The sequence below is a fragment of the Mycobacterium canetti CIPT 140010059 genome (assembly GCF_000253375.1).
GTDB lineage: Bacteria > Actinomycetota > Actinomycetes > Mycobacteriales > Mycobacteriaceae > Mycobacterium > Mycobacterium tuberculosis.
The window spans coordinates 1,879,907-1,902,012 of sequence record NC_015848.1; the positions used below are offsets into that span (position 1 = coordinate 1,879,907).

Genomic DNA, 22,106 nt, shown 5'->3' on the forward strand with positions numbered 1-22,106 from the left:
AGATCCATGGCACGCGTAAAGCGGGCGGTCAACGCCCACAAGAAGCGGCGCAGCATCCTGAAGGCATCGCGAGGCTATCGCGGCCAGCGATCGCGGCTTTACCGCAAAGCCAAAGAGCAGCAGCTGCATTCACTGAACTACGCCTACCGTGACCGCCGGGCGCGTAAGGGCGAGTTCCGCAAGTTGTGGATCGCACGGATCAACGCGGCTGCGCGCCTCAACGACATCACCTACAACCGGCTTATCCAGGGGCTGAAGGCCGCCGGCGTCGAGGTGGACCGGAAAAACCTCGCCGACATTGCGATCAGCGACCCGGCGGCGTTCACCGCGCTGGTCGACGTCGCCCGGGCGGCACTGCCCGAAGACGTCAACGCCCCCTCCGGGGAGGCCGCCTGATCCGGATTCCGGCCTGAGGCAGGGCTACGCCGGTGCTCACCGAACGCTCGGCCAGGGTGGCCACGGCGGTCAAACTGCATCGTCACGTAGGCCGGCGCCGGGCGGGACGTTTTCTCGCCGAAGGCCCCAACCTGGTAGCGGCGGCGTTGGCGCGCGGGCTGGTACGGGAGGTATTCGTCACCGAAGTTGCGGCGCGGCGGCACGAGCTCTTGTTGGCCGCGCACGAGGCTTCGGTTCATCTGGTGACTGAGCGGGCCGCGAAGGCGCTCTCTGATACGGTCACGCCGGCCGGGTTGGTGGCGGTGTGCGATCTGCCGGCGACCCGACTTGAGGATGTATTGGCCGGCTCACCTCAGCTGATCGCGGTGACCGTCGAGATCCGCGAGCCGGGCAACGCGGGCACGGTAATCCGCATCGCCGACGCCATGGGTGCCGCGGCGGTGATCCTCGCCGGGCGCAGCGTCGACCCATACAACGGCAAGTGTCTGCGCGCGTCCACCGGTAGCATCTTCGCGATCCCGGTCGTCGTCGCGCCCGATGTCGGTGCCGCCATCGCCGACCTGCGAGCGGCCGGACTGCAGGTGCTGGCCACCGCAGTGGACGGCGAGATGGCTCTCGACGATGCCGATCGGCTGCTTGCCGAGCCGACGGCATGGCTGTTCGGGCCCGAAGCACACGGGTTGTCGGCCGAGATCGCGGCCTTGGCGGACCACCGCGTACACATCCCGATGTCGGGAGGGGCGGAGAGCCTCAACGTCGCGGCCGCGGCCGCGATCTGTCTGTATGAGAGCGCTCGGGCGTTGGGCCGCCGCTGATTGTCCGGCCCTACGCAGCGCGGCTGGGGCCCCGCGCCGGCCGCACGCCGGCCAGCGAAAGTGTGGAATGGACCAGCGCCCCGGCGCGTTCCATCAGGGCCTTGGCGGGATCGAGAGCCGACCGGGTAAAGCGATGGGAACGGGGTGGGAAGTAGTGCATCGGCAGCCCCTGCCGATCCCGTGGTGGCGCCATGAAGCCGGGCGCTTGCACCAGGGGCGCGTCATGGCGAGTACGGCCTGCCGCTCGCCGGTAGGCGGCCAGCGCGCGCGGGTGCAACCGGATTTCGTCGGGCACCGCCAAAAACGCCAGTTCTACCACCTTGCCGAACACTCGCAGCAACACCTCGTCACCCGGTGTCCAGTGCATTCCCGCCTTCTCCCGCACGGCCGGGTCGAACAGGCCGGCCGCGATCCAGCGCTGACCGGCTATTAGCGGCTTGAACAGCTGATCCCAGATCGGCGTTGGCATGAGTACAAACCTCGGTTTGGGAATCCGCATCTGGAGGATGTCCACGGTCGCCTGATTGATCTCGAGCTTGTCGCGGCACACCCGGTCCCAATAGTCCTGAAAGTCTTCCCACGACTTGGGCACCGGTCGCATGCTCATCCCATACATCCGGTACCAGCGCACGTGCTCCTCGAAGAGCTGGTGTTTTTCGGCCTCGGTCAAGCCTCCGCAGAAGTATTCGGCGACCTTGATGACAAGCATGAAAAACGTCGCATGCGCCCAGTAGAACGTATCTGGATTCAGCGCGTGATAGCGACGCCCCTCAGCGTCGACTCCCTTGATGGTTCGGTGGTAGCCCTTGATCTGCTGGCCGGTCTGGGCCGCTCGGTCACCGTCATAGACCACACCCATGATCGGGTACACCGAGCGGGCTACCCGCTGCAAGGGTTCGCGGAGCAGGATTGAATGCTCCTCGACACCGGCACCTAGCTCGGGATACATATTTTGGATCGCGCCGATCCACACACCCATCATCCCGGTGCGCAGGTCTCCGAAATATTTCCAGGTCAGCGAATCGGGCCCGAGCGGGTCGGCGGATGTCCTCGATGCGACAGTCATGACTGCCTCCGTGCCAGGTTAGTCTGCGCCCACGATAGGCATTGACAACGCGCGTTGTCCACGATTTGGTCCGCCGATATCGCGCCGTGTCACCCAGTGCCTCCTCCGGGTGGCAACGAGCGTGGACGAGGACTGCAGCTGCATAGCTTGGCCCGCGGTGCGTGCGGGGGCAGGGAGTCCAATGAAAAATGTTGCTTAGAACGCCAGAAAGTTTTTAACTAGATCAGGATTGCTTAGCTGTAGACTTTATTTCTCAATGACCACGTAAGGATTGCTGCGGCCAGTACAACGTGTACAAGGAGTCGGGCTATGTCGTTTCTCACCGTGGCGCCGGACATGGTAACGGCGGCCGCCGGGAATTTGGAAAGCGTTGGCTCGGCACTGAATGAGGCCGCTGCGGCGGCGGCGCCAGCCACGGTTGGGCTGGCGGCCCCGGCCGCGGATCGGGTGTCGGCGGTCGTCGCGGCGATGTTGGGGGCATATGCCCGGGATTTTCAAGGCATCAGTGCTCAGATCGCGGGTTTTCATAACCAGTTCGTGGGCGCGTTGCGGGGCGGTGCGGCCGCCTACGCCAGCGCCGAAGCCGCCAACGTCCAGCAGACCGTGGTGAACGCCGTGAATGCGCCCGCCCAGGCGCTGTTGGGGCACCCGTTGATCGGGCCCGAGACGGTCGGCTCCAGCGCCGCCGCGGTCTCCTTCGGCTTCGGCCCGTTGCTCCTCGCTGGTAGCGATCCGCTGCTGGCCGTGCCATTCAGCTATCCGGCCAGTCTGCCCACCCCATTCGGTCCAGTAACGATGACGCTCAACGGGTCGTTTGATCCGCTTACCCAACAGGTTGTTTTCGACTCGGGATCACTCACCGCGCCCGCTCCGTTCGTGTACGGTCTTGGTGCGGTAGGTCCAGCTCTCACCACCATGACCGCGCTGCAAAACAGCGGCACAGCATTTTCCGGCGCGGTGCAAAGCGGGAACCTGCTAGGGGCCGCGGGCGCGCTTCTGCAAGCTCCCGGCAACGCGGTGACCGGCTTCCTGTTTGGCCAAACAGCGATATCGCAGTCGATACCGGGGCCATCGAATCTGGGCTACGAGTCGGTGGGTATCAGCGTTCCGGTCGGGGGGCTCTTGGCTCCGCTGCAGCCCGTGACGGTCACGTTGACGCCCACATCTGGTATGCCGACTGCCATTCAATTGAGTGGTACGCAGTTTGGCGGCCTTCTTCCCGCCCTACTCAACGGTTTCTAACCGTCTGCGGACAGCCGCCGCAAACCGCGTGATCAGCGTGTTTGATGCGACTTGTGCCACAAACACCGAGGTCGTCATTGCCGGGCTCAGCCCGCACCACCTACCCTTGCCACGTGGAGGTCGGGCCGCAGGATTCGGAGTCCGGCGCGCCCGACGAGACGGCAACCGCCATGGCGTCGCCAGTACATCGACAACGGTCCGCACTACGCTGGCTGCGCACCGTGAACCGCAGCCCTGGCCTGGTGTCATTCATCCACCGGGCGCGCCGCCTGTTGCCTGGCGATCCGGAATTCGGCGACCCGTTGTCCACCGCGGGTGAGGGTGGTCCACGTGCCGCGGCTCGAGCTGCCGATCGGCTGCTGCGGGATCGCGATGCGGCCTCGCGCGAGGTCGGCCTGAGTGTGCTGCAGGTGTGGCAGGCGTTGACCGAGGCCGTTTCCCGCCGGCCGGCAAACCCGGAGGTGACGTTGGTGTTCACCGACCTGGTCGGCTTTTCCACGTGGTCGTTGCACGCTGGTGACGATGCCACCCTCACGCTGCTGCGGCAGGTGGCCCGGGCTGTCGAATCCCCCCTCCTGGACGCCGGCGGGCACATCGTCAAACGGCTGGGCGACGGGATCATGGCGGTGTTCCGCAATCCGACCGTCGCGCTGCGAGCCGTGCTCGTCGCCCAAGATGCTGTGAAGTCGCTTGAAGTGCAAGGCTATACACCGCGAATGCGGATCGGTATCCACACCGGCCGGCCGCAGCGGCTGGCCGCCGACTGGCTCGGCGTCGACGTCAACATCGCCGCCCGGGTTATGGAACGTGCCACCAAAGGGGGCATCATGATCTCGCAACCGACCCTGGACCTGATCCCGCAAAGTGAGTTGGACGCGCTGGGCGTCGTGGCCCGGCGGGTGCGTAAACCCGTGTTTGCCAGCAAGCCCACCGGCATTCCGCCCGACTTGGCGATCTATCGCATCAAGACTGTTAGCGAGTCGACAGCTGCCGATAACTTCGATGAGATGAGTCCCGATGCACAGTAGAACGCGATGATCTACCGCGTCGCCTGCCTGCTGGCCCGGATCCGGTTCACCGTGGGCTACGTGGCGGCTCTTGCATCGGTCAGCACCACCATCCTGATGCATGGTCCGCAGGTGCACGCCCAGGTGATTCGGCATGCCAGTACGAACCTGCACAACCTGGCCCATGGACACCTGGGAACGCTGTGGAACAGCGCCTTCGTCATCGACGAGGGCCCGCTTTATTTCTGGTTACCCTGCTTGGCGTGTCTGCTCGCGGTCGCGGAGCTGCAGCTGCGCAGCTTGCGGCTGACCGTGGCGTTCGTCGTCGGTCATATTGGGGCGACACTGTTGGTGGCGGCCGTGCTTGCCGGGGCGATCGAGATCGGCTGGTTGCCATGGTCCATTAGCCGGGTCAGCGATGTCGGGATGAGCTACGGTGCCCTCGCGGCGCTCGGGGCGCTGACCGCGGCAATCCCTGGGCGGTGGCGGCCGGCATGGATTGGTTGGTGGGTATCGCTGGGCTTGGCGACTGCGACCATCGGCGGTGGTTTCACCGATGCCGGCCACACGGTTGCGTTGCTGTTGGGCATGTTAGTGACTGCCTGCTTCACCCGGCCCGCGCGCTGGACACTCGGGCGGTGTGCCTTGCTGGCGGTGGCGTCGGGGTTCTGCTTGGTGCTGCTAGCCCATAGCTGGTGGAGCTTGGTGAGTGGGTCGGCCTTGGGTCTACTCGGGGCCCTGGGTGCCGCCGGGTTTGCGCGTTGGACCAGAGCGCGCGCCACATCGCTGCCACCCGGCGCGCTGGCGATTCCGCAGCCGGCGCTAAGTCGCTGAGTCCCGCACAACGCGTGCCGAGCCGGGCCGACCGAATCACCTATGATTTGCACTTGCGTCACGCCGTTAGCGGGCAAGTCGGGTACGTCCATCAGTCCAGTTTCCGCTCCGCGACGATGCGGGCGGTCCGAATAGCCTCGTCAGCAAGGAGAGTGGCGCCGCGTGGGTGATCCCCCCCTCGAGTCGATTGTGTCGATGTTGTCGCCGGAGGCATTGACCACGGCGGTCGACGCCGCCCAGCAGGCCATCGCCCTAGCGGACACCCTGGACGTCCTGGCGCGCGTCAAGACGGAGCATCTCGGCGACCGCTCGCCGTTGGCGCTGGCGCGGCAGGCGCTGGCCGTGCTGCCCAAAGAACAGCGAGCCGAGGCCGGTAAGCGCGTCAACGCCGCCCGCAATGCCGCTCAGCGCAGCTACGACGAACGGCTGGCGACGCTGCGTGCCGAGCGCGACGCGGCCGTGCTGGTGGCCGAAGGTATCGATGTCACATTGCCCTCGACTCGGGTGCCGGCCGGCGCCCGGCACCCGATCATCATGTTGGCCGAACACGTCGCCGACACGTTCATCGCGATGGGATGGGAACTGGCCGAGGGGCCCGAGGTGGAGACCGAGCAGTTCAACTTCGACGCCCTCAACTTCCCTGCCGACCACCCTGCGCGCGGCGAACAAGATACCTTCTACATCGCGCCGGAGGATTCGCGGCAGCTGCTGCGCACCCATACCTCACCGGTGCAGATTCGCACCCTGCTAGCGCGTGAGCTGCCGGTCTACATCATCTCGATCGGTCGTACCTTTCGCACCGACGAACTCGACGCCACCCACACGCCCATCTTCCATCAGGTGGAAGGCCTAGCGGTGGACCGCGGTCTGTCGATGGCTCACCTACGCGGAACGCTGGACGCTTTTGCGCGCGCCGAGTTCGGGCCGTCTGCGCGGACCCGGATCCGGCCACACTTCTTCCCCTTCACCGAACCGTCCGCCGAGGTCGATGTGTGGTTTGCCAACAAGATTGGCGGCGCCGACTGGGTGGAGTGGGGCGGGTGCGGAATGGTGCATCCGAACGTGTTGCGGGCCACCGGCATTGATCCCGATCTCTACTCCGGTTTCGCGTTCGGGATGGGGTTGGAACGCACCCTGCAGTTTCGCAACGGCATTCCTGACATGCGCGACATGGTCGAAGGCGACGTCCGATTCTCGTTGCCGTTCGGGGTGGGTGCCTGATGCGGCTACCCTACAGCTGGCTGCGCGAGGTGGTTGCGGTCGGCGCTTCGGGCTGGGACGTTACCCCAGGCGAACTCGAGCAGACGCTGTTGCGCATCGGCCACGAGGTCGAAGAGGTCATCCCCCTTGGTCCGGTGGACGGCCCGGTGACCGTGGGGCGGGTGGCCGATATCGAGGAGCTCACCGGCTACAAGAAGCCGATCCGGGCCTGCGCGGTAGATATCGGCGATCGGCAGTATCGCGAGATTATTTGTGGTGCAACCAATTTCGCGGTTGGTGATCTGGTGGTGGTAGCGCTGCCCGGTGCCACGCTGCCCGGTGGATTCACCATTAGCGCCCGCAAGGCCTACGGTCGCAACTCCGACGGAATGATCTGCTCGGCAGCCGAACTCAATTTGGGCGCAGACCATTCCGGGATCCTGGTGTTGCCCCCCGGAGCCGCCGAGCCCGGAGCTGACGGCGCGGGCGTGCTGGGGCTCGACGACGTGGTCTTCCATCTGGCCATCACCCCAGACCGCGGTTACTGCATGTCGGTGCGCGGCTTGGCCCGCGAGCTCGCGTGCGCCTACGACCTGGACTTCGTCGACCCCGCCAGCAACTCGCGGGTGCCGCCGCTACCCATCGAGGGGCCAGCCTGGCCGCTGACGGTTCAGCCCGAGACGGGGGTGCGCCGGTTCGCGCTACGCCCGGTCATCGGGATCGACCCCGCCGCGGTATCGCCCTGGTGGTTGCAGCGCCGACTGCTGCTCTGCGGTATCCGCGCGACCTGTCCGGCGGTCGACGTGACCAATTACGTGATGCTCGAACTTGGCCACCCCATGCACGCCCACGACCGCAACCGGATCAGCGGAACCCTCGGAGTGCGGTTCGCCCGGTCCGGCGAGACCGCCGTGACCCTCGACGGTACCGAGCGCAAGCTCGATACCGCCGATGTCCTGATCGTCGACGATGCTGCGACAGCGGCGATCGGCGGCGTGATGGGGGCGGCCAGCACCGAAGTGCGGGCCGACTCCACCGATGTCCTGTTGGAGGCCGCGGTATGGGACCCGGCTGCGGTATCGCGTACCCAGCGGCGGCTGCACCTGCCTAGCGAGGCCGCCCGTCGTTACGAGCGGACGGTGGACCCGGCCATCTCCGTGGCCGCTTTGGACCGGTGCGCAAGGCTGCTCGCCGACATCGCCGGGGGGGAGGTTTCTCCCACCCTTACCGACTGGCGGGGTGACCCGCCGTGTGATGACTGGTCACCGCCGCCGATCCGGATGGGAGTCGATGTGCCGGACCGCATCGCCGGGGTGGCCTATCCGCAGGGCACTACTGCCAGGCGCTTGGCCCAGATCGGCGCGGTGGTGACCCACGACGGCGACACCTTGACCGTGACCCCGCCGAGTTGGCGACCTGATCTGCGGCAACCCGCAGACCTTGTCGAGGAGGTGCTGCGGCTTGAGGGGCTGGAAGTTATCCCGTCGGTGCTGCCACCGGCGCCCGCGGGTCGTGGACTCACCGCTGGGCAGCAGCGCCGTCGCACGATCGGCAGGTCGCTGGCGCTGTCGGGCTATGTCGAGATTTTGCCGACTCCATTTCTGCCGGCCGGTGTGTTCGATTTGTGGGGGCTGGAAGCCGATGACTCACGGCGCATGACCACGCGGGTGCTCAACCCGCTGGAGGCCGATCGTCCGCAACTGGCGACCACGCTGCTGCCGGCCCTGCTGGAAGCCTTGGTGCGCAACGTGTCCCGAGGGCTGGTCGACGTCGCGCTGTTCGCCATCGCCCAGGTGGTCCAGCCGACCGAGCAGACGCGCGGTGTCGGGTTGATCCCGGTTGACAGGCGGCCGACCGATGATGAGATCGCCATGCTGGATGCCTCGCTGCCCCGGCAACCCCAGCACGTCGCGGCGGTGCTGGCCGGACTGCGCGAGCCTCGAGGCCCCTGGGGCCCGGGCCGCCCGGTAGAGGCGGCTGATGCGTTCGAGGCGGTGCGAATCATCGCGCGCGCCAGCCGCGTGGACGTGACCCTGCGGCCGGCCCAATATCTGCCGTGGCATCCGGGTCGGTGCGCGCAGGTGTTCGTCGGGGAAAGCTCGGTTGGTCACGCCGGGCAGCTGCATCCCGCCGTGATCGAGCGCTCGGGTCTGCCGAAAGGCACCTGCGCGGTGGAACTGAACCTAGATGCGATTCCGTGCAGCGCGCCGCTGCCGGCACCCAGGGTGTCGCCGTATCCGGCCGTGTTCCAAGACGTCAGCCTGGTGGTGGCCGCGGACATCCCCGCTCAGGCGGTGGCCGACGCCGTGCGCGCGGGGGCAGGCGACCTGCTGGAGGATATTGCGTTGTTTGACGTGTTCACCGGCCCGCAGATTGGTGAGCACCGCAAGTCGCTGACCTTCGCGCTGCGGTTTCGTGCGCCGGATCGCACCTTAACCGAAGACGACGCCAGCGCCGCCCGCGATGCCGCTGTGCAAAGCGCAGCCGAACGGGTGGGTGCCGTGCTGCGTGGCTGAACCGACTCAGCACGCGTTCAACGAAAATTTGACGACGGCATTTCAGCGCGCCGCGTTTATACCTCGCCGCCCTGTCCGGGTAGCGGCGCCGCCCTAAGGGGCAATTGCCTGCGCTAGCTGTGTGGGAGCGTAGTTCACCAACGCGGGAACGATGCCGCCGGCGGGCGTACCTTCGAGCGTAACGGTAACCGGCCCGATGACCGGTATTACCGCCGTGGCCTGAAACGGCTGCAGAGGCGCAAGAATGCCGCCGACGGGAACCTCGACCGTCACCGGAATCCCCCCTGTCGCCGATGTTGGCAGGGCCAGCGGCAGCCTGGCCTCGCCATTGAGGAAGCCGTTGGCGACGTTGGCGGGAGCACCGACCAGGGCCGCCGCTGCCGCCTGCAGGTTTCCGGCCTGCACGGCGCTGACGAACGCTGTCGTGCTCTCGGCGAATGCGATTGCCGTCGTGATCGGCGAACCCACCGCATTAAGGGTCATCGCCAGCGGCAATCCAAACGTCATCACCCCGGTCAAGTTCGTGGTATCGATCGAAAAGGCGATGGTTGTGTCCGTGACCGTCATCACCACATTGGTGAAGTTTTGTGACATGGCGCCGGGGATGCTCAGGATGGGGAACAGGTCTCCCACCGGCCCGAGCAGCAGGATGTTCGACAAGTCACTCGCGTCAACACCGCTGACGAAGACCTTCACCACCGCCCCTAACACGTCGGTCACCGCGCCGCTGACGTCGCCTGCCGCGAGGGCTTGCAAGGCCGATTGCAGGCTCGGCGGTATGCCAGCCAGCCCAATAGCGAAGTCCCTGGTGGCATCTGTCAGCGCGGTTAGGGTCAGCTGGCCGTAGCCGAACTGGTTGGCGAGGTACTGCTGCAGGAACGGCGCCGGGTCGGCAAGCCAGGTATTGCCGATGCTCGCCAGGTTGGCGACCGTGTTGGCGATGAGGTCTTCGTATGGCCCGAGGATGGGAACACTGCTGCTCAGGCTAGGGAAGGCCAGCGCTGCCGCGCCCGGTGGACCGGAGCTGCCACTTTGGCCGAACAACACCCCGCCGGTGCCACCGGTGCCGCCATTACCCGGGGCACCGGCCGGGCTGCCGGCGCCGCCGGCGCCACCGGCGCCACCGTCACCACCGTTGCCGATCAAGGTGGCGTTGCCGCCGTGACCGCCGTCGCTACCGGTGCCGCCGGCCTTGGTACCGGAACCGGCGCCGCCCGCGCCGCCGGTTCCGCCGGTCCCGCCGTCGCCGAACACTTGGCCGGCGTTGCCGCCGTTTCCGCTGGCACCGCCCTTACCGCCGATACCGTTGCCGCCACTGTGATCCCCACCGGTACCACCGGCGCCACCGTGCCCGCCATTACCGAACGCGATGGCGCTGCCTCCGGTGCCGCCGATACCGCCGGTGCCACCCTCAAGGGCGCCATCGGCGGTGGTGCCACCGTTGCCGCCGTTCCCACCGGCCCCACCGTTGCCCCATATCAGCCCGCCGGCACCGCCGTGACCGCCGGCACCGCCGGTACCGCCGGGACTTGCGAAGAGGGAGCCAGAGTTAGCCCCACCAGTGCCGCCGTTCCCACCGGCCCCACCGCTGCCGAGAAGCAACGCGGTGCCGCCGCTGCCGCCGGACCCGCCGACACCGGAGCTAAATAGCGCTGCAGCCCCACCGGCGCCACCGGCCCCACCGTTGCCGCCATTGCCGATGAAGCTACTGCCCGCGGCACCACCGGCGCCGCCGGCACCGGCGTTGGCGAGTATGTTGATAGCAGCCCCGCCGATGCCACCGGCCCCCCCGTTCCCGCCGTTGCCATAGAGCAGCCCGCCGACGCCGCCGGCCCCGCCGGCCCCGCCGGCTCCGCTGGTAGCGCTGGCCAGATCGCTGCTCGTCCCCCCCTTGCCGCCGACGCCACCGGTCCCACCGTTACCGAACATGCTGGCGTTGCCGCCAGCACCCCCGGCACCGCCGACGCCGGAGTCGAACAATGGCACCGTCGTATCCCCACCATTGCCGCCGGCCCCACCGGCACCGCCGTTGCCGTACAGCAGGCCGGCGTTGCCGCCGGCCCCGCCAGCACCGGCGTTCATGCCGACGCCCAACAATGACGTGGCGGCGCCGCCGTCGCCGCCGGCACCGCCGGAGCCCCACAGGCCGACGCTGCCGCCGGCCCCGCCGGCCACGCCGCTACCGGTGAGACCGCTGGTGCCGCCAGCGCCGCCGGCACCGCCATTGCCGACCAGGGTATTCCCGCCCGCACCCCCGGCGGCGACGGTGCTCGATCCGCCGTCCCCGCCGTTGCCGAACAGTGCATTTCCACCTGCACCGCCAGCCTTCGAGGTGCTGGAACCACCGTCCCCGCCATTGCCGAACAACCCGCCGTCCGCGCCGGCTAGCCCCGATCCGGCCCCAGCATTGCCGCCGTTACCAAATATCGTCCCGGCGTGGCCGGCGGCTCCGCCGGAAGCCCCACTTCCGCCGTTCCCGCCGTTGCCGAACAGCAGGGCGTTGCCGCCGGCCCCACCGGCCGCAGCGGCACTGCCCCCGTTGCCGCCGGCACCGCCGTTGCCATACAACAGTCCGCCGGTGCCGCCGGCCCCGCCAGCGCCGCCTGCACCTCCAGCACCGCCGGCGCCGCCGGCGCCGCCGTTGCCGATCAATCCGGCGGCCCCGCCGTTACCGCCGGCCCCGCCGTCGGGTCCGCCGGCCCCGCCGTTGCCGCCGTTGCCGTACAAAATTCCACCGGGCCCGCCGTTGCCGCCGGCATTTGACCCGGTCCCCGCCACTCCATCGGCGCCGTTGCCGATCAGTGGGCGCCCCAGCAGCGTCTGCGTGGGCGCATTCACCGCGTCGAGCAGGGCCTGCATCGACGACACGCTGGCGGCCTCGGCGCCGGTATAGGCCGCCGCGCCGCCGTTCAACAAGCTCACGAACTCGGCGTGAAACGTCGCCGCCCGGGCGTTGAGCGCTTGAAATTGCTGACCGTAGGCGCCGAATAGTCGCGAGACAGCCGCCGACACCTCATCGGTGCCGGCCGATGCCAGCGCGGTCGTGGGGGTCGATGCGGCGGCAGCGGCTTCGCTCAGTGCCGAGCGAATACCAGCTAAATTGGCGGCCGCTGCTGTGACCAAGTCCGGCTCCACGAGTAAGAACGACATGGCGGTCCCCCTTCGACTCGGCGCAGCTAGTGGACATGTGTCACGGGAAATTCAGCCTAGTTGGGTCTTATGTCATGTGAGGGAAAACGCACGTTTTCGCGGACGCAACTTCGAGTCCCATCGGCGCCGCCCGGCGGTGTGTCAAGTCCCGGCGCAGTCACCGCGGAATGAGTTTGCAAACTGTTGCATAACGATGCAAAATCGGCAGGTGGCCAATGCGACGAAGGTGGCGGTTGCCGGTGCCAGCGGATATGCCGGTGGTGAGATTCTCCGCCTGCTGCTCGGGCATCCGGCGTACGCCGACGGCCGGCTGAGGATCGGTGCGCTGACCGCGGCGACCAGCGCCGGCAGCACGCTCGGCGAACACCATCCGCACCTGACGCCGCTGGCCCATCGAGTAGTCGAACCCACCGAAGCTGCCGTGCTCGGTGGCCATGATGCCGTCTTCTTGGCCTTGCCGCACGGGCATTCGGCGGTGTTGGCGCAGCAACTGAGCCCCGAGACGCTGATCATCGACTGCGGGGCGGACTTTCGGCTCACCGACGCCGCCGTCTGGGAGCGGTTCTACGGGTCGTCGCACGCCGGTAGCTGGCCGTATGGGTTGCCCGAGCTGCCGGGCGCGCGGGACCAATTGCGCGGCACCCGCCGCATCGCGGTGCCCGGCTGCTATCCGACCGCGGCACTGCTGGCGCTTTTTCCCGCGCTGGCCGCAGACCTTATCGAGCCCGCGGTGACCGTGGTCGCCGTCAGCGGTACCTCGGGGGCGGGTCGTGCGGCCACCACCGACTTGCTGGGCGCGGAGGTCATCGGGTCGGCGCGCGCCTACAACATCGCCGGCGTCCACCGGCACACCCCCGAGATCGCTCAAGGGCTACGCGCGGTCACCGACCGCGACGTCTCGGTCTCGTTTACCCCGGTGCTGATCCCGGCCTCCCGTGGCATCCTGGCCACCTGCACGGCACGCACCCGATCACCCCTGTCGCAGCTGCGGGCAGCCTACGAAAAGGCCTACCATGCAGAGCCTTTCATTTATCTGATGCCGGAGGGGCAGCTGCCGCGCACCGGCGCGGTGATCGGCAGCAACGCAGCGCACATCGCCGTCGCGGTGGACGAGGACGCGCAGACGTTCGTGGCGATCGCCGCGATCGACAACCTGGTCAAGGGCACCGCCGGCGCCGCGGTGCAATCGATGAACCTGGCGCTGGGCTGGCCGGAGACCGACGGCCTTTCGGTTGTGGGGGTGGCGCCGTGACCGACCTGGCCGGCACCACCCGGCTGCTGCGCGCTCAGGGCGTCACCGCCCCGGCCGGCTTTCGGGCCGCCGGCGTCGCCGCCGGGATCAAGGCCTCCGGTGCGCTGGATCTGGCGCTGGTGTTCAACGAGGGACCCGACTACGCCGCCGCCGGGGTGTTCACCCGCAACCAGGTCAAGGCGGCGCCGGTGCTGTGGACCCAGCAAGTGCTGACCACCGGGCGGCTGCGCGCGGTGATCCTCAACTCCGGCGGCGCCAATGCCTGCACCGGGCCGGCCGGCTTCGCCGACACCCACGCCACCGCGGAGGCGGTGGCCGCGGCGTTGTCGGACTGGGGAACCGAGACCGGGGCCATCGAGGTCGCCGTCTGCTCCACCGGGCTGATCGGCGACCGGCTGCCGATGGACAAGCTGCTCGCCGGCGTCGCCCACGTGGTGCACGAGATGCATGGCGGGCTGGTCGGCGGCGATGAAGCCGCCCACGCCATCATGACCACCGACAACGTGCCCAAACAGGTTGCGCTGCACCATCACGACAACTGGACGGTCGGCGGCATGGCCAAAGGCGCGGGCATGCTGGCGCCGTCGTTGGCCACCATGCTGTGCGTGCTCACCACCGACGCGGCCGCCGAGCCGGCCGCACTCGAGCGGGCGCTGCGCCGCGCCGCCGCGGCCACGTTCGACCGGCTCGACATCGACGGCAGCTGCTCCACCAACGACACCGTGCTGCTGCTGGCGTCCGGGGCCAGTGAAATCCCCCCTGCCCAGGCCGATCTCGACGAGGCCGTGCTGCGGGTCTGCGACGATTTGTGCGCCCAGCTGCAGGCCGACGCCGAGGGTGTCACCAAACGCGTCACCGTGACCGTGACCGGGGCCGCCACCGAAGACGACGCGCTGGTCGCCGCCCGCCAGATCGCCCGCGACAGCCTGGTCAAAACCGCGCTGTTCGGGTCCGACCCGAACTGGGGCCGGGTGCTCGCCGCCGTCGGGATGGCACCCATCCGTCTCGACCCGGATCGGATCAGCGTGTCGTTCAACGGTGCCGCGGTGTGTGTGCACGGTGTCGGGGCTCCCGGTGCGCGCGAGGTGGACCTGTCGGACGCGGACATCGATATCACCGTCGACCTCGGCGTCGGCGACGGGCAGGCGAGGATCCGAACCACTGATCTGTCGCATGCCTACGTCGAAGAGAACTCGGCTTACAGCTCATGAGCCGCATCGAAGCACTGCCCACCCACATCAAAGCGCAGGTGCTGGCCGAGGCCCTGCCCTGGCTCAAGCAGTTGCACGGCAAGGTCGTCGTCGTCAAATACGGCGGCAACGCGATGACCGACGACACGCTGCGGCGCGCGTTCGCCGCCGACATGGCGTTTCTGCGCAACTGCGGCATCCATCCCGTCGTGGTGCACGGCGGGGGGCCGCAGATCACCGCCATGCTGCGGCGGCTCGGCATCGAGGGCGACTTCAAGGGCGGATTCCGGGTCACCACACCCGAAGTGCTCGACGTGGCCCGGATGGTGCTGTTCGGTCAGGTGGGCCGGGAACTGGTCAACCTGATCAACGCGCACGGACCGTATGCCGTCGGGATCACCGGCGAGGACGCGCAGCTGTTCACCGCCGTGCGGCGCAGCGTCACCGTCGACGGCGTGGCCACCGACATCGGCCTGGTCGGCGACGTCGACCAGGTCAACACCGCGGCAATGCTGGATCTCGTTGCAGCGGGCCGGATCCCGGTGGTGTCCACGCTGGCCCCGGATGCCGACGGCGTGGTGCACAACATCAACGCCGACACCGCCGCCGCGGCGGTCGCCGAAGCCCTGGGCGCCGAAAAGCTGTTGATGCTCACCGATATCGACGGCCTGTACACCCGCTGGCCGGATCGCGACTCGTTGGTCAGCGAGATCGACACCGGCACACTGGCGCAACTGCTGCCGACGCTGGAATCGGGCATGGTCCCCAAGGTCGAGGCGTGCCTGCGGGCGGTCATCGGCGGGGTGCCCAGCGCGCACATCATCGACGGGCGGGTCACACATTGCGTGTTGGTGGAGTTGTTCACCGACGCCGGCACAGGCACCAAGGTGGTACGCGCATGACGAACACCGACGCCATGCGGCAGCGGTGGCAAGCCGTGATGATGAACAACTACGGCACCCCCCCGATAGCGCTGGCCAGCGGTGACGGCGCCGTGGTCACCGACGTGGACGGCAGAACCTACGTCGACCTGCTCGGCGGCATCGCGGTCAACGTGCTGGGCCATCGCCACCCCGCGGTCATCGAGGCCGTCACCCGGCAGATGTCGACGCTGGGCCACACCTCCAATCTGTATGCCACCGAACCGGGCATCGCGCTGGCCGAGGAGCTGGTCGCGCTGCTGGGGGCCGACCAGCGGACGCGAGTGTTCTTCTGCAACTCCGGCGCCGAGGCCAACGAGGCGGCGTTCAAGCTGTCTCGGCTCACCGGACGCACGAAACTGGTTGCCGCCCACGAAGCCTTCCACGGCCGCACCATGGGCTCGCTGGCGCTCACCGGACAACCGGCCAAGCAAACGCCGTTCGCGCCGCTGCCCGGCGACGTCGCGCACGTCGGCTACGGCGACGTCGACGCGCTGGCCGCCGCCGTCGATGACCACACCGCCGCGGTGTTCCTGGAACCGATCATGGGGGAGAGCGGGGTCGTCGTCCCGCCCGCGGGCTACCTTGCCGCCGCCCGCGATATCACGGCGCGGCGCGGCGCGCTGCTGGTGCTCGACGAGGTGCAGACCGGGATGGGCCGCACCGGAGCGTTCTTCGCCCACCAGCACGACGGCATCACCCCGGACGTGGTGACCCTGGCCAAGGGCCTGGGCGGCGGGCTGCCGATCGGGGCGTGCCTGGCCGTCGGGCCGGCCGCCGAACTCTTGACCCCCGGACTGCACGGCAGCACCTTCGGCGGCAACCCGGTGTGTGCCGCGGCGGCGCTGGCGGTGCTGCGGGTGCTGGCGAGCGACGGCCTGGTCCGCCGCGCCGAAGTCTTGGGCAAATCGTTGCGGCACGGCATCGAAGCGCTCGGCCACCCGCTCATCGACCACGTGCGCGGACGCGGACTGCTGTTGGGCATCGCGCTGACCGCCCCGCACGCCACGGACGCCGAGACGGCCGCGCGCGAGGCCGGCTACCTGGTCAACGCGGCCGCACCCACCGTCATCCGGCTGGCGCCGCCGCTGACCATCGCCGAAGCACAGCTCGACGGCTTTGTCGCCGCCTTGCCGGCAATCCTGGACCGCGCCGTGGGGGCCCCGTGACCAGGCATTTCCTGCGCGACGACGACCTGTCCCCAGCCGAACAGGCCGAGGTTCTGCAGCTGGCCGCCGAGCTGAAGAAAGACCCGGTTAGCCGTCGACCCCTGGACGGGCCGCGCGGGGTGGCGGTCATCTTCGACAAGAACTCCACCCGCACCCGGTTCTCCTTCGAGCTGGGCATCGCGCAGCTGGGCGGGCATGCCGTCGTCGTCGACAGCGGCAGCACCCAGATGGGCCGCGACGAAACCCTGCAAGACACCGCAAAGGTGTTGTCCCGCTACGTCGATGCCATCGTCTGGCGAACCTTCGGCCAACAGCGGCTGGACGCCATGGCGTCGGTCGCGACGGTGCCCGTGATCAACGCGCTCTCCGACGAGTTCCATCCGTGTCAGGTGTTGGCCGACCTGCAGACCATCGCCGAACGCAAGGGGGCGCTGCGCGGGCTCAGGTTGTCCTACTTCGGCGACGGCGCCAACAACATGGCGCACTCGCTGCTGCTCGGCGGGGTCACAGCGGGTATCCACGTCACCGTCGCGGCTCCCGAGGGCTTCCTGCCCGACCCGTCGGTGCGGGCCGCGGCCGAGCGCCGCGCCCGGGACACCGGCGCCACGGTGACCGTGACCGCCGACGCCCACGCGGCCGCCGCCGGCGCCGACGTTCTGGTCACCGACACCTGGACGTCGATGGGCCAGGAAAACGACGGGCTGGACCGAGTGAAGCCGTTTCGGCCATTTCAGCTCAACTCGCAACTTTTGGCGCTGGCCGACTCCGACGCCATGGTGTTGCACTGCCTACCGGCCCACCGCGGGGACGAGATCACCGACGAGGTGATGGACGGACCGGCCAGCGCGGTGTGGGACGAGGCCGAAAACCGGCTGCACGCGCAGAAGGCGCTGCTGGTGTGGCTGCTGGAGCGCTCATGAGCCGCGCCAAGGCTGCGGCCGTTGCGGGGCCCGAGGTCGCCGCAAACCGCGCCGGCCGGCAGGCACGCATCGTGGCGATCCTGTCGTCGGCGCAGGTGCGCAGTCAAAGCGAACTGGCGGCGCTGCTGGCCGCCGAGGGCATCGAGGTCACCCAAGCCACGCTGTCGCGCGATCTGGAAGAGCTCGGCGCGGTGAAACTGCGCGGCGCGGACGGCGGCACCGGCATCTACGTCGTGCCCGAGGACGGCAGCCCGGTGCGCGGGGTGTCGGGCGGCACCGACCGGATGTCGCGGCTGCTCGCTGAGTTGCTGGTGTCGACCGACGCCAGCGGCAACCTCGCGGTGTTGCGCACCCCGCCGGGCGCGGCGCACTACCTGGCCAGCGCCATCGACCGCGCGGCCCTGCCCCAGGTCGTCGGCACCATCGCCGGTGATGACACCATCCTGGTGGTCGCCCGCGAGCCGATGACCGGCGCGCAACTGGCCGGCATGTTCGAGAACATTCGGTAAGGAGAGTCATGTCAGAGCGCGTCATCCTGGCCTATTCCGGCGGTCTGGACACGTCGGTGGCGATCAGCTGGATAGGCAAGGAGACCGGGCGTGAGGTGGTGGCGGTGGCGATCGACCTCGGCCAGGGCGGCGAGGACATGGACGTCATACGCCAGCGGGCGCTGGACTGCGGTGCGGTGGAGGCCGTCGTTGTCGACGCCCGCGACGAGTTCGCCGAGGGCTACTGCCTGCCCACCGTGCTGAACAACGGGCTCTATATGGACCGCTACCCGCTGGTGTCGGCGATCAGCCGGCCGCTGATCGTCAAACACCTGGTCGCCGCGGCGCGCGAGCACGGCGGCGGCATCGTGGCGCACGGCTGCACCGGCAAGGGCAACGACCAGGTCCGCTTCGAAGTCGGGTTCGCCTCGCTGGCACCGGATCTGCAGGTGCTGGCGCCGGTGCGCGACTACGCGTGGACGCGGGAGAAGGCGATCGCGTTCGCCGAGGAGAACGCCATCCCGATCAACGTCACCAAACGCTCGCCGTTCTCCATCGACCAGAACGTCTGGGGCCGCGCGGTGGAGACCGGCTTCTTAGAGCACCTGTGGAATGCCCCAACCAAGGACGTCTACGCCTACACCGAAGACCCCACCGTCAACTGGGGGGTCCCCGACGAGGTGATCGTCGGCTTCGAACGCGGCGTGCCGGTGTCCATCGACGGCAAGCCGGTGTCGATGCTGGCGGCGATCGAGGAGCTCAACCGCCGCGCCGGCGCGCAAGGTGTCGGGCGCCTCGACGTCGTCGAGGACCGGCTGGTGGGCATCAAGAGCCGCGAGATCTACGAGGCGCCCGGCGCGATGGTGCTGATCACCGCGCACACCGAACTCGAACACGTCACCCTGGAGCGTGAGCTGGGCCGGTTCAAACGCCAGACCGACCAGCGCTGGGCCGAACTGGTCTACGACGGGCTGTGGTACTCGCCGCTGAAGGCCGCGCTGGAGGCTTTCGTCGCCAAGACCCAGGAGCACGTGTCCGGCGAGGTGCGGCTGGTGCTACACGGCGGCCACATCGCGGTCAACGGCCGGCGCAGCGCGGAATCGTTGTACGACTTCAACCTGGCCACCTACGACGAGGGCGACAGCTTCGACCAGTCCGCCGCCCGCGGCTTCGTCTACGTGCACGGGCTGTCCTCCAAGCTCGCCGCCCGCCGGGATCTGCGGTGACGGTTCTCCCGCGAGCAGACGCAGAATCGCACCGCCACGCCCGTCGGCGTGCGATTCTGCGTCTGCTCGCCACAGAAAAGTGAGCACCAACGAGGGGTCGCTGTGGGGCGGGCGGTTCGCCGGCGGCCCGTCCGACGCGCTGGCCGCGCTGAGCAAGTCCACCCACTTCGACTGGGTGCTGGCCCCCTACGACCTCACCGCGTCGCGGGCGCACACCATGGTGCTGTTTCGGGCCGGGCTGCTCACCGAGGAGCAACGCGACGGGCTGCTCGCCGGCCTGGACAGCCTCGCCCGAGACGTCGCCGACGGCAGCTTCGGCCCGCTGGTCACCGACGAGGACGTGCATGCCGCGCTGGAGCGGGGCCTGATCGACCGGGTCGGACCGGACCTGGGCGGCCGGCTGCGGGCCGGGCGCTCGCGCAACGACCAGGTGGCCGCGCTGTTTCGGATGTGGCTGCGCGACGCGGTGCGCCGGGTCGCCACCGGTGTGCTCGACGTGGTCGGTGCGCTGGCAGAGCAGGCCGCCGCACACCCGAGCGCCATCATGCCCGGCAAAACCCACCTGCAGTCCGCCCAGCCGATCCTGCTGGCACACCATCTGCTCGCGCACGCCCACCCCCTGCTGCGCGACCTGGACCGCATCGTCGACTTCGACAAACGCGCGGCGGTGTCCCCGTACGGCTCGGGCGCCTTGGCCGGCTCGTCGCTGGGCCTGGATCCCGACGCGATCGCCGCGGACCTCGGTTTCTCGGCTGCCGCGGACAACTCCGTCGACGCGACCGCCGCCCGCGACTTCGCCGCCGAGGCGGCGTTCGTGTTCGCCATGATCGCCGTCGACCTGTCCCGGCTGGCTGAGGACATCATCGTCTGGAGCTCGACGGAATTCGGCTACGTCACGTTGCATGACTCGTGGTCCACCGGTAGCTCGATCATGCCGCAGAAGAAGAATCCGGACATCGCCGAGCTGGCCCGCGGCAAGTCCGGGCGGCTGATCGGAAACCTGGCCGGGCTGCTGGCCACCCTGAAAGCCCAGCCCCTGGCCTACAACCGCGACCTGCAGGAAGACAAGGAGCCGGTGTTCGATTCGGTGGCCCAGCTGGAGCTGCTGCTACCGGCGATGGCCGGGCTGGTGGCCAGCCTGACCTTCAATGTCCAGCGGATGGCGGAGCTGGCCCCGGCCGGCTATACGTTGGCCACCGATCTCGCCGAATGGCTTGTGCGGCAAGGTGTTCCGTTTAGGTCCGCGCATGAGGCCGCGGGTGCGGCGGTGCGTGCGGCCGAACAGCGCGGCGTGGGGCTGCAGGAACTCACCGACGACGAGCTGGCCGCCATCAGCCCCGAGCTGACCCCGCAAGTCCGCGAGGTGCTGACCATCGAAGGCTCGGTGTCGGCCCGCGATTGCCGGGGTGGCACCGCGCCGGGCCGGGTTGCCGAGCAACTGAACGCCATTGGTGAAGCCGCCGAGCGGCTGCGCCGCCAGCTGGTGCGCTGAGGGGGCCTCGAAACTTTGCCGGCCAGTTCCAGGCGGGCTAAACTTCGGGCTCTAGGCGACCCGGTTGAACCATTCGGCCTCGATGTGCGTGTCAAAGGGGTGGGACCAGTGAGCGTCATCGCAGGTGTGTTCGGCGCGTTGCCGCCGTATCGCTATTCACAACGCGAGCTCACCGACTCGTTTGTCAGCATCCCGGATTTCGAGGGCTACGAAGACATCGTTCGCCAGCTGCACGCCAGCGCCAAAGTCAACAGCCGCCACCTGGTCTTGCCGCTGGAGAAATACCCGAAGCTGACCGACTTCGGCGAGGCGAACAAGATTTTCATCGAAAAAGCCGTGGACTTGGGCGTGCAAGCCCTGGCGGGGGCACTCGACGAGTCCGGTCTGCGACCCGAGGATCTCGACGTGTTGATCACCGCCACGGTCACCGGACTGGCGGTGCCGTCGCTGGATGCCCGGATCGCCGGGCGGCTGGGGCTGCGCGCCGATGTCCGGAGGGTGCCGCTGTTCGGGCTGGGCTGCGTGGCCGGGGCGGCCGGGGTCGCCCGGCTGCACGACTACCTGCGCGGGGCCCCGGACGGCGTTGCCGCGTTGGTCTCGGTCGAGCTGTGTTCACTCACGTATCCGGGATACAAGCCGACGCTGCCGGGCCTTGTCGGCAGTGCGTTGTTTGCTGACGGCGCCGCGGCGGTGGTGGCCGCAGGTGTGAAGCGCGCCCAGGACATCGGCGCCGACGGGCCGGACATCCTGGATTCGCGCAGCCATCTGTACCCCGACTCGCTGCGCACCATGGGATACGACGTCGGCTCGGCCGGGTTCGAGCTCGTCCTATCACGGGACTTGGCGGCCGTGGTCGAGCAGTATCTGGGCAATGACGTCACCACCTTCCTGGCTTCGCACGGCCTGAGCACCACCGACGTCGGCGCCTGGGTCACCCATCCCGGGGGACCCAAGATCATCAACGCCATCACCGAGACCCTCGACCTGTCGCCGCAGGCTCTCGAGCTGACGTGGCGCTCGTTGGGCGAAATCGGGAATCTGTCGTCAGCGTCGGTGCTGCATGTGCTGCGTGACACCATCGCCAAACCGCCCCCCAGCGGAAGTCCCGGGTTGATGATCGCCATGGGCCCAGGCTTCTGTTCCGAACTCGTGTTGCTGCGCTGGCACTGATGCTGGATTCCGCGAGCGTAACGCCACTGCGCTATTCGGATCGCAATCTCGCA

At 68.5% G+C, this 22,106-nt stretch carries 18 protein-coding genes; 16 read left to right on the top strand and 2 right to left on the bottom strand.

Translation table 11 applies throughout. The features are described 5' to 3' along the window. The first annotated feature begins 6 nt into the window (after positions 1 to 6). Together rplT and MCAN_RS08665 are read left to right on the top strand one after the other, a co-directional pair. Positions 7 to 396, top strand: coding sequence for a 50S ribosomal protein L20 (gene rplT / locus MCAN_RS08660; protein ID WP_003408108.1), 390 nt, complete (start codon positions 7 to 9; stop codon positions 394 to 396). A 32-nt stretch (positions 397 to 428) separates the two neighbouring features. Beyond that, entirely contained in the window at positions 429 to 1,211 is a 783-nt protein-coding gene (locus MCAN_RS08665; protein WP_003408112.1) for a TrmH family RNA methyltransferase, read from the top strand. Between the two features lie 10 nt (positions 1,212 to 1,221). Here the strand turns inward: MCAN_RS08665 and MCAN_RS08670 are convergent, their stop codons facing one another. Continuing rightward, a complete protein-coding gene (locus MCAN_RS08670; protein WP_003408141.1) occupies positions 1,222 to 2,277 on the bottom strand; it encodes an oxygenase MpaB family protein in 1,056 nt (351 codons plus the stop codon). Between the two features lie 309 nt (positions 2,278 to 2,586). On the opposite strand from MCAN_RS08670, the gene MCAN_RS08675 reads away from it, so the two are divergent. From MCAN_RS08675 to pheT, 5 genes are all read left to right on the top strand, one after another. After that, positions 2,587 to 3,519, top strand: coding sequence for a PE family protein (locus MCAN_RS08675; protein ID WP_003900384.1), 933 nt, complete (start codon positions 2,587 to 2,589; stop codon positions 3,517 to 3,519). Positions 3,520 to 3,632: 113 nt separating this feature from the next. Then, positions 3,633 to 4,547 (top strand): adenylate cyclase, encoded by a 915-nt coding sequence (locus tag MCAN_RS08680; protein WP_198408424.1) that lies wholly within the window; start codon positions 3,633 to 3,635, stop codon positions 4,545 to 4,547. A 6-nt stretch (positions 4,548 to 4,553) separates the two neighbouring features. Next, a complete protein-coding gene (locus MCAN_RS08685) occupies positions 4,554 to 5,360 on the top strand; it encodes a rhomboid-like protein (protein ID WP_003408145.1) in 807 nt (268 codons plus the stop codon). A 195-nt stretch (positions 5,361 to 5,555) separates the two neighbouring features. Beyond that, on the top strand, positions 5,556 to 6,581 hold the full coding sequence (gene pheS / locus MCAN_RS08690) for a phenylalanine--tRNA ligase subunit alpha (protein WP_003901219.1): 1,026 nt from the start codon (positions 5,556 to 5,558) through the stop codon (positions 6,579 to 6,581). Next, on the top strand, positions 6,581 to 9,076 hold the full coding sequence (gene pheT / locus MCAN_RS08695) for a phenylalanine--tRNA ligase subunit beta (protein ID WP_014000864.1): 2,496 nt from the start codon (positions 6,581 to 6,583) through the stop codon (positions 9,074 to 9,076). The genes pheS and pheT overlap by 1 nt, the downstream gene beginning before the upstream one ends. Positions 9,077 to 9,169: 93 nt before the next feature. Here the strand turns inward: pheT and MCAN_RS08700 are convergent, their stop codons facing one another. Further along, positions 9,170 to 12,226 carry a PE domain-containing protein gene (locus tag MCAN_RS08700; protein ID WP_014000865.1) on the bottom strand — a complete coding sequence of 1,019 codons (3,057 nt, stop codon included), beginning with the start codon at positions 12,224 to 12,226 and terminating at the stop codon, positions 9,170 to 9,172. 193 nt (positions 12,227 to 12,419) lie between these two features. Here MCAN_RS08700 and argC point away from each other — a divergent pair, with 193 nt between their 5' ends. The 9 genes from argC (at position 12,420) to MCAN_RS08745 (ending at position 22,053) form a co-directional block, all read left to right on the top strand. Continuing rightward, the gene (gene argC / locus MCAN_RS08705; RefSeq protein ID WP_003898960.1) at positions 12,420 to 13,478 is read left to right on the top strand and encodes an N-acetyl-gamma-glutamyl-phosphate reductase; all 1,059 of its coding nucleotides are present in this window, start codon (positions 12,420 to 12,422) and stop codon (positions 13,476 to 13,478) included. Continuing rightward, the gene (gene argJ / locus MCAN_RS08710) at positions 13,475 to 14,689 is read left to right on the top strand and encodes a bifunctional glutamate N-acetyltransferase/amino-acid acetyltransferase ArgJ (RefSeq protein WP_014000866.1); all 1,215 of its coding nucleotides are present in this window, start codon (positions 13,475 to 13,477) and stop codon (positions 14,687 to 14,689) included. Before argC ends, argJ begins: the two co-directional genes overlap by 4 nt. Next, a complete protein-coding gene (gene argB / locus MCAN_RS08715; RefSeq protein ID WP_014000867.1) occupies positions 14,686 to 15,570 on the top strand; it encodes an acetylglutamate kinase in 885 nt (294 codons plus the stop codon). The genes argJ and argB overlap by 4 nt, the downstream gene beginning before the upstream one ends. Next, a complete protein-coding gene (locus MCAN_RS08720; protein WP_014000868.1) occupies positions 15,567 to 16,757 on the top strand; it encodes an acetylornithine transaminase in 1,191 nt (396 codons plus the stop codon). The genes argB and MCAN_RS08720 overlap by 4 nt, the downstream gene beginning before the upstream one ends. Continuing rightward, positions 16,754 to 17,677: an ornithine carbamoyltransferase gene (argF, locus tag MCAN_RS08725; protein ID WP_014000869.1), complete on the top strand. Its 924-nt coding sequence runs from the start codon at positions 16,754 to 16,756 to the stop codon at positions 17,675 to 17,677. The genes MCAN_RS08720 and argF overlap by 4 nt, the downstream gene beginning before the upstream one ends. Then, complete coding sequence (locus MCAN_RS08730) at positions 17,674 to 18,186, top strand: arginine repressor (protein ID WP_014000870.1); 513 nt, start codon at positions 17,674 to 17,676, stop codon at positions 18,184 to 18,186. Before argF ends, MCAN_RS08730 begins: the two co-directional genes overlap by 4 nt. Before the next feature lie 8 nt (positions 18,187 to 18,194). Beyond that, complete coding sequence (locus MCAN_RS08735) at positions 18,195 to 19,391, top strand: argininosuccinate synthase (protein ID WP_014000871.1); 1,197 nt, start codon at positions 18,195 to 18,197, stop codon at positions 19,389 to 19,391. 79 nt (positions 19,392 to 19,470) lie between these two features. Then, the gene (gene argH / locus MCAN_RS08740) at positions 19,471 to 20,883 is read left to right on the top strand and encodes an argininosuccinate lyase (RefSeq protein WP_014000872.1); all 1,413 of its coding nucleotides are present in this window, start codon (positions 19,471 to 19,473) and stop codon (positions 20,881 to 20,883) included. A 108-nt stretch (positions 20,884 to 20,991) separates the two neighbouring features. Further along, positions 20,992 to 22,053, top strand: a complete 1,062-nt coding sequence (locus MCAN_RS08745; protein WP_003408181.1) for a type III polyketide synthase — start codon at positions 20,992 to 20,994, stop codon at positions 22,051 to 22,053. The last annotated feature ends 53 nt before the right edge of the window (positions 22,054 to 22,106 follow it).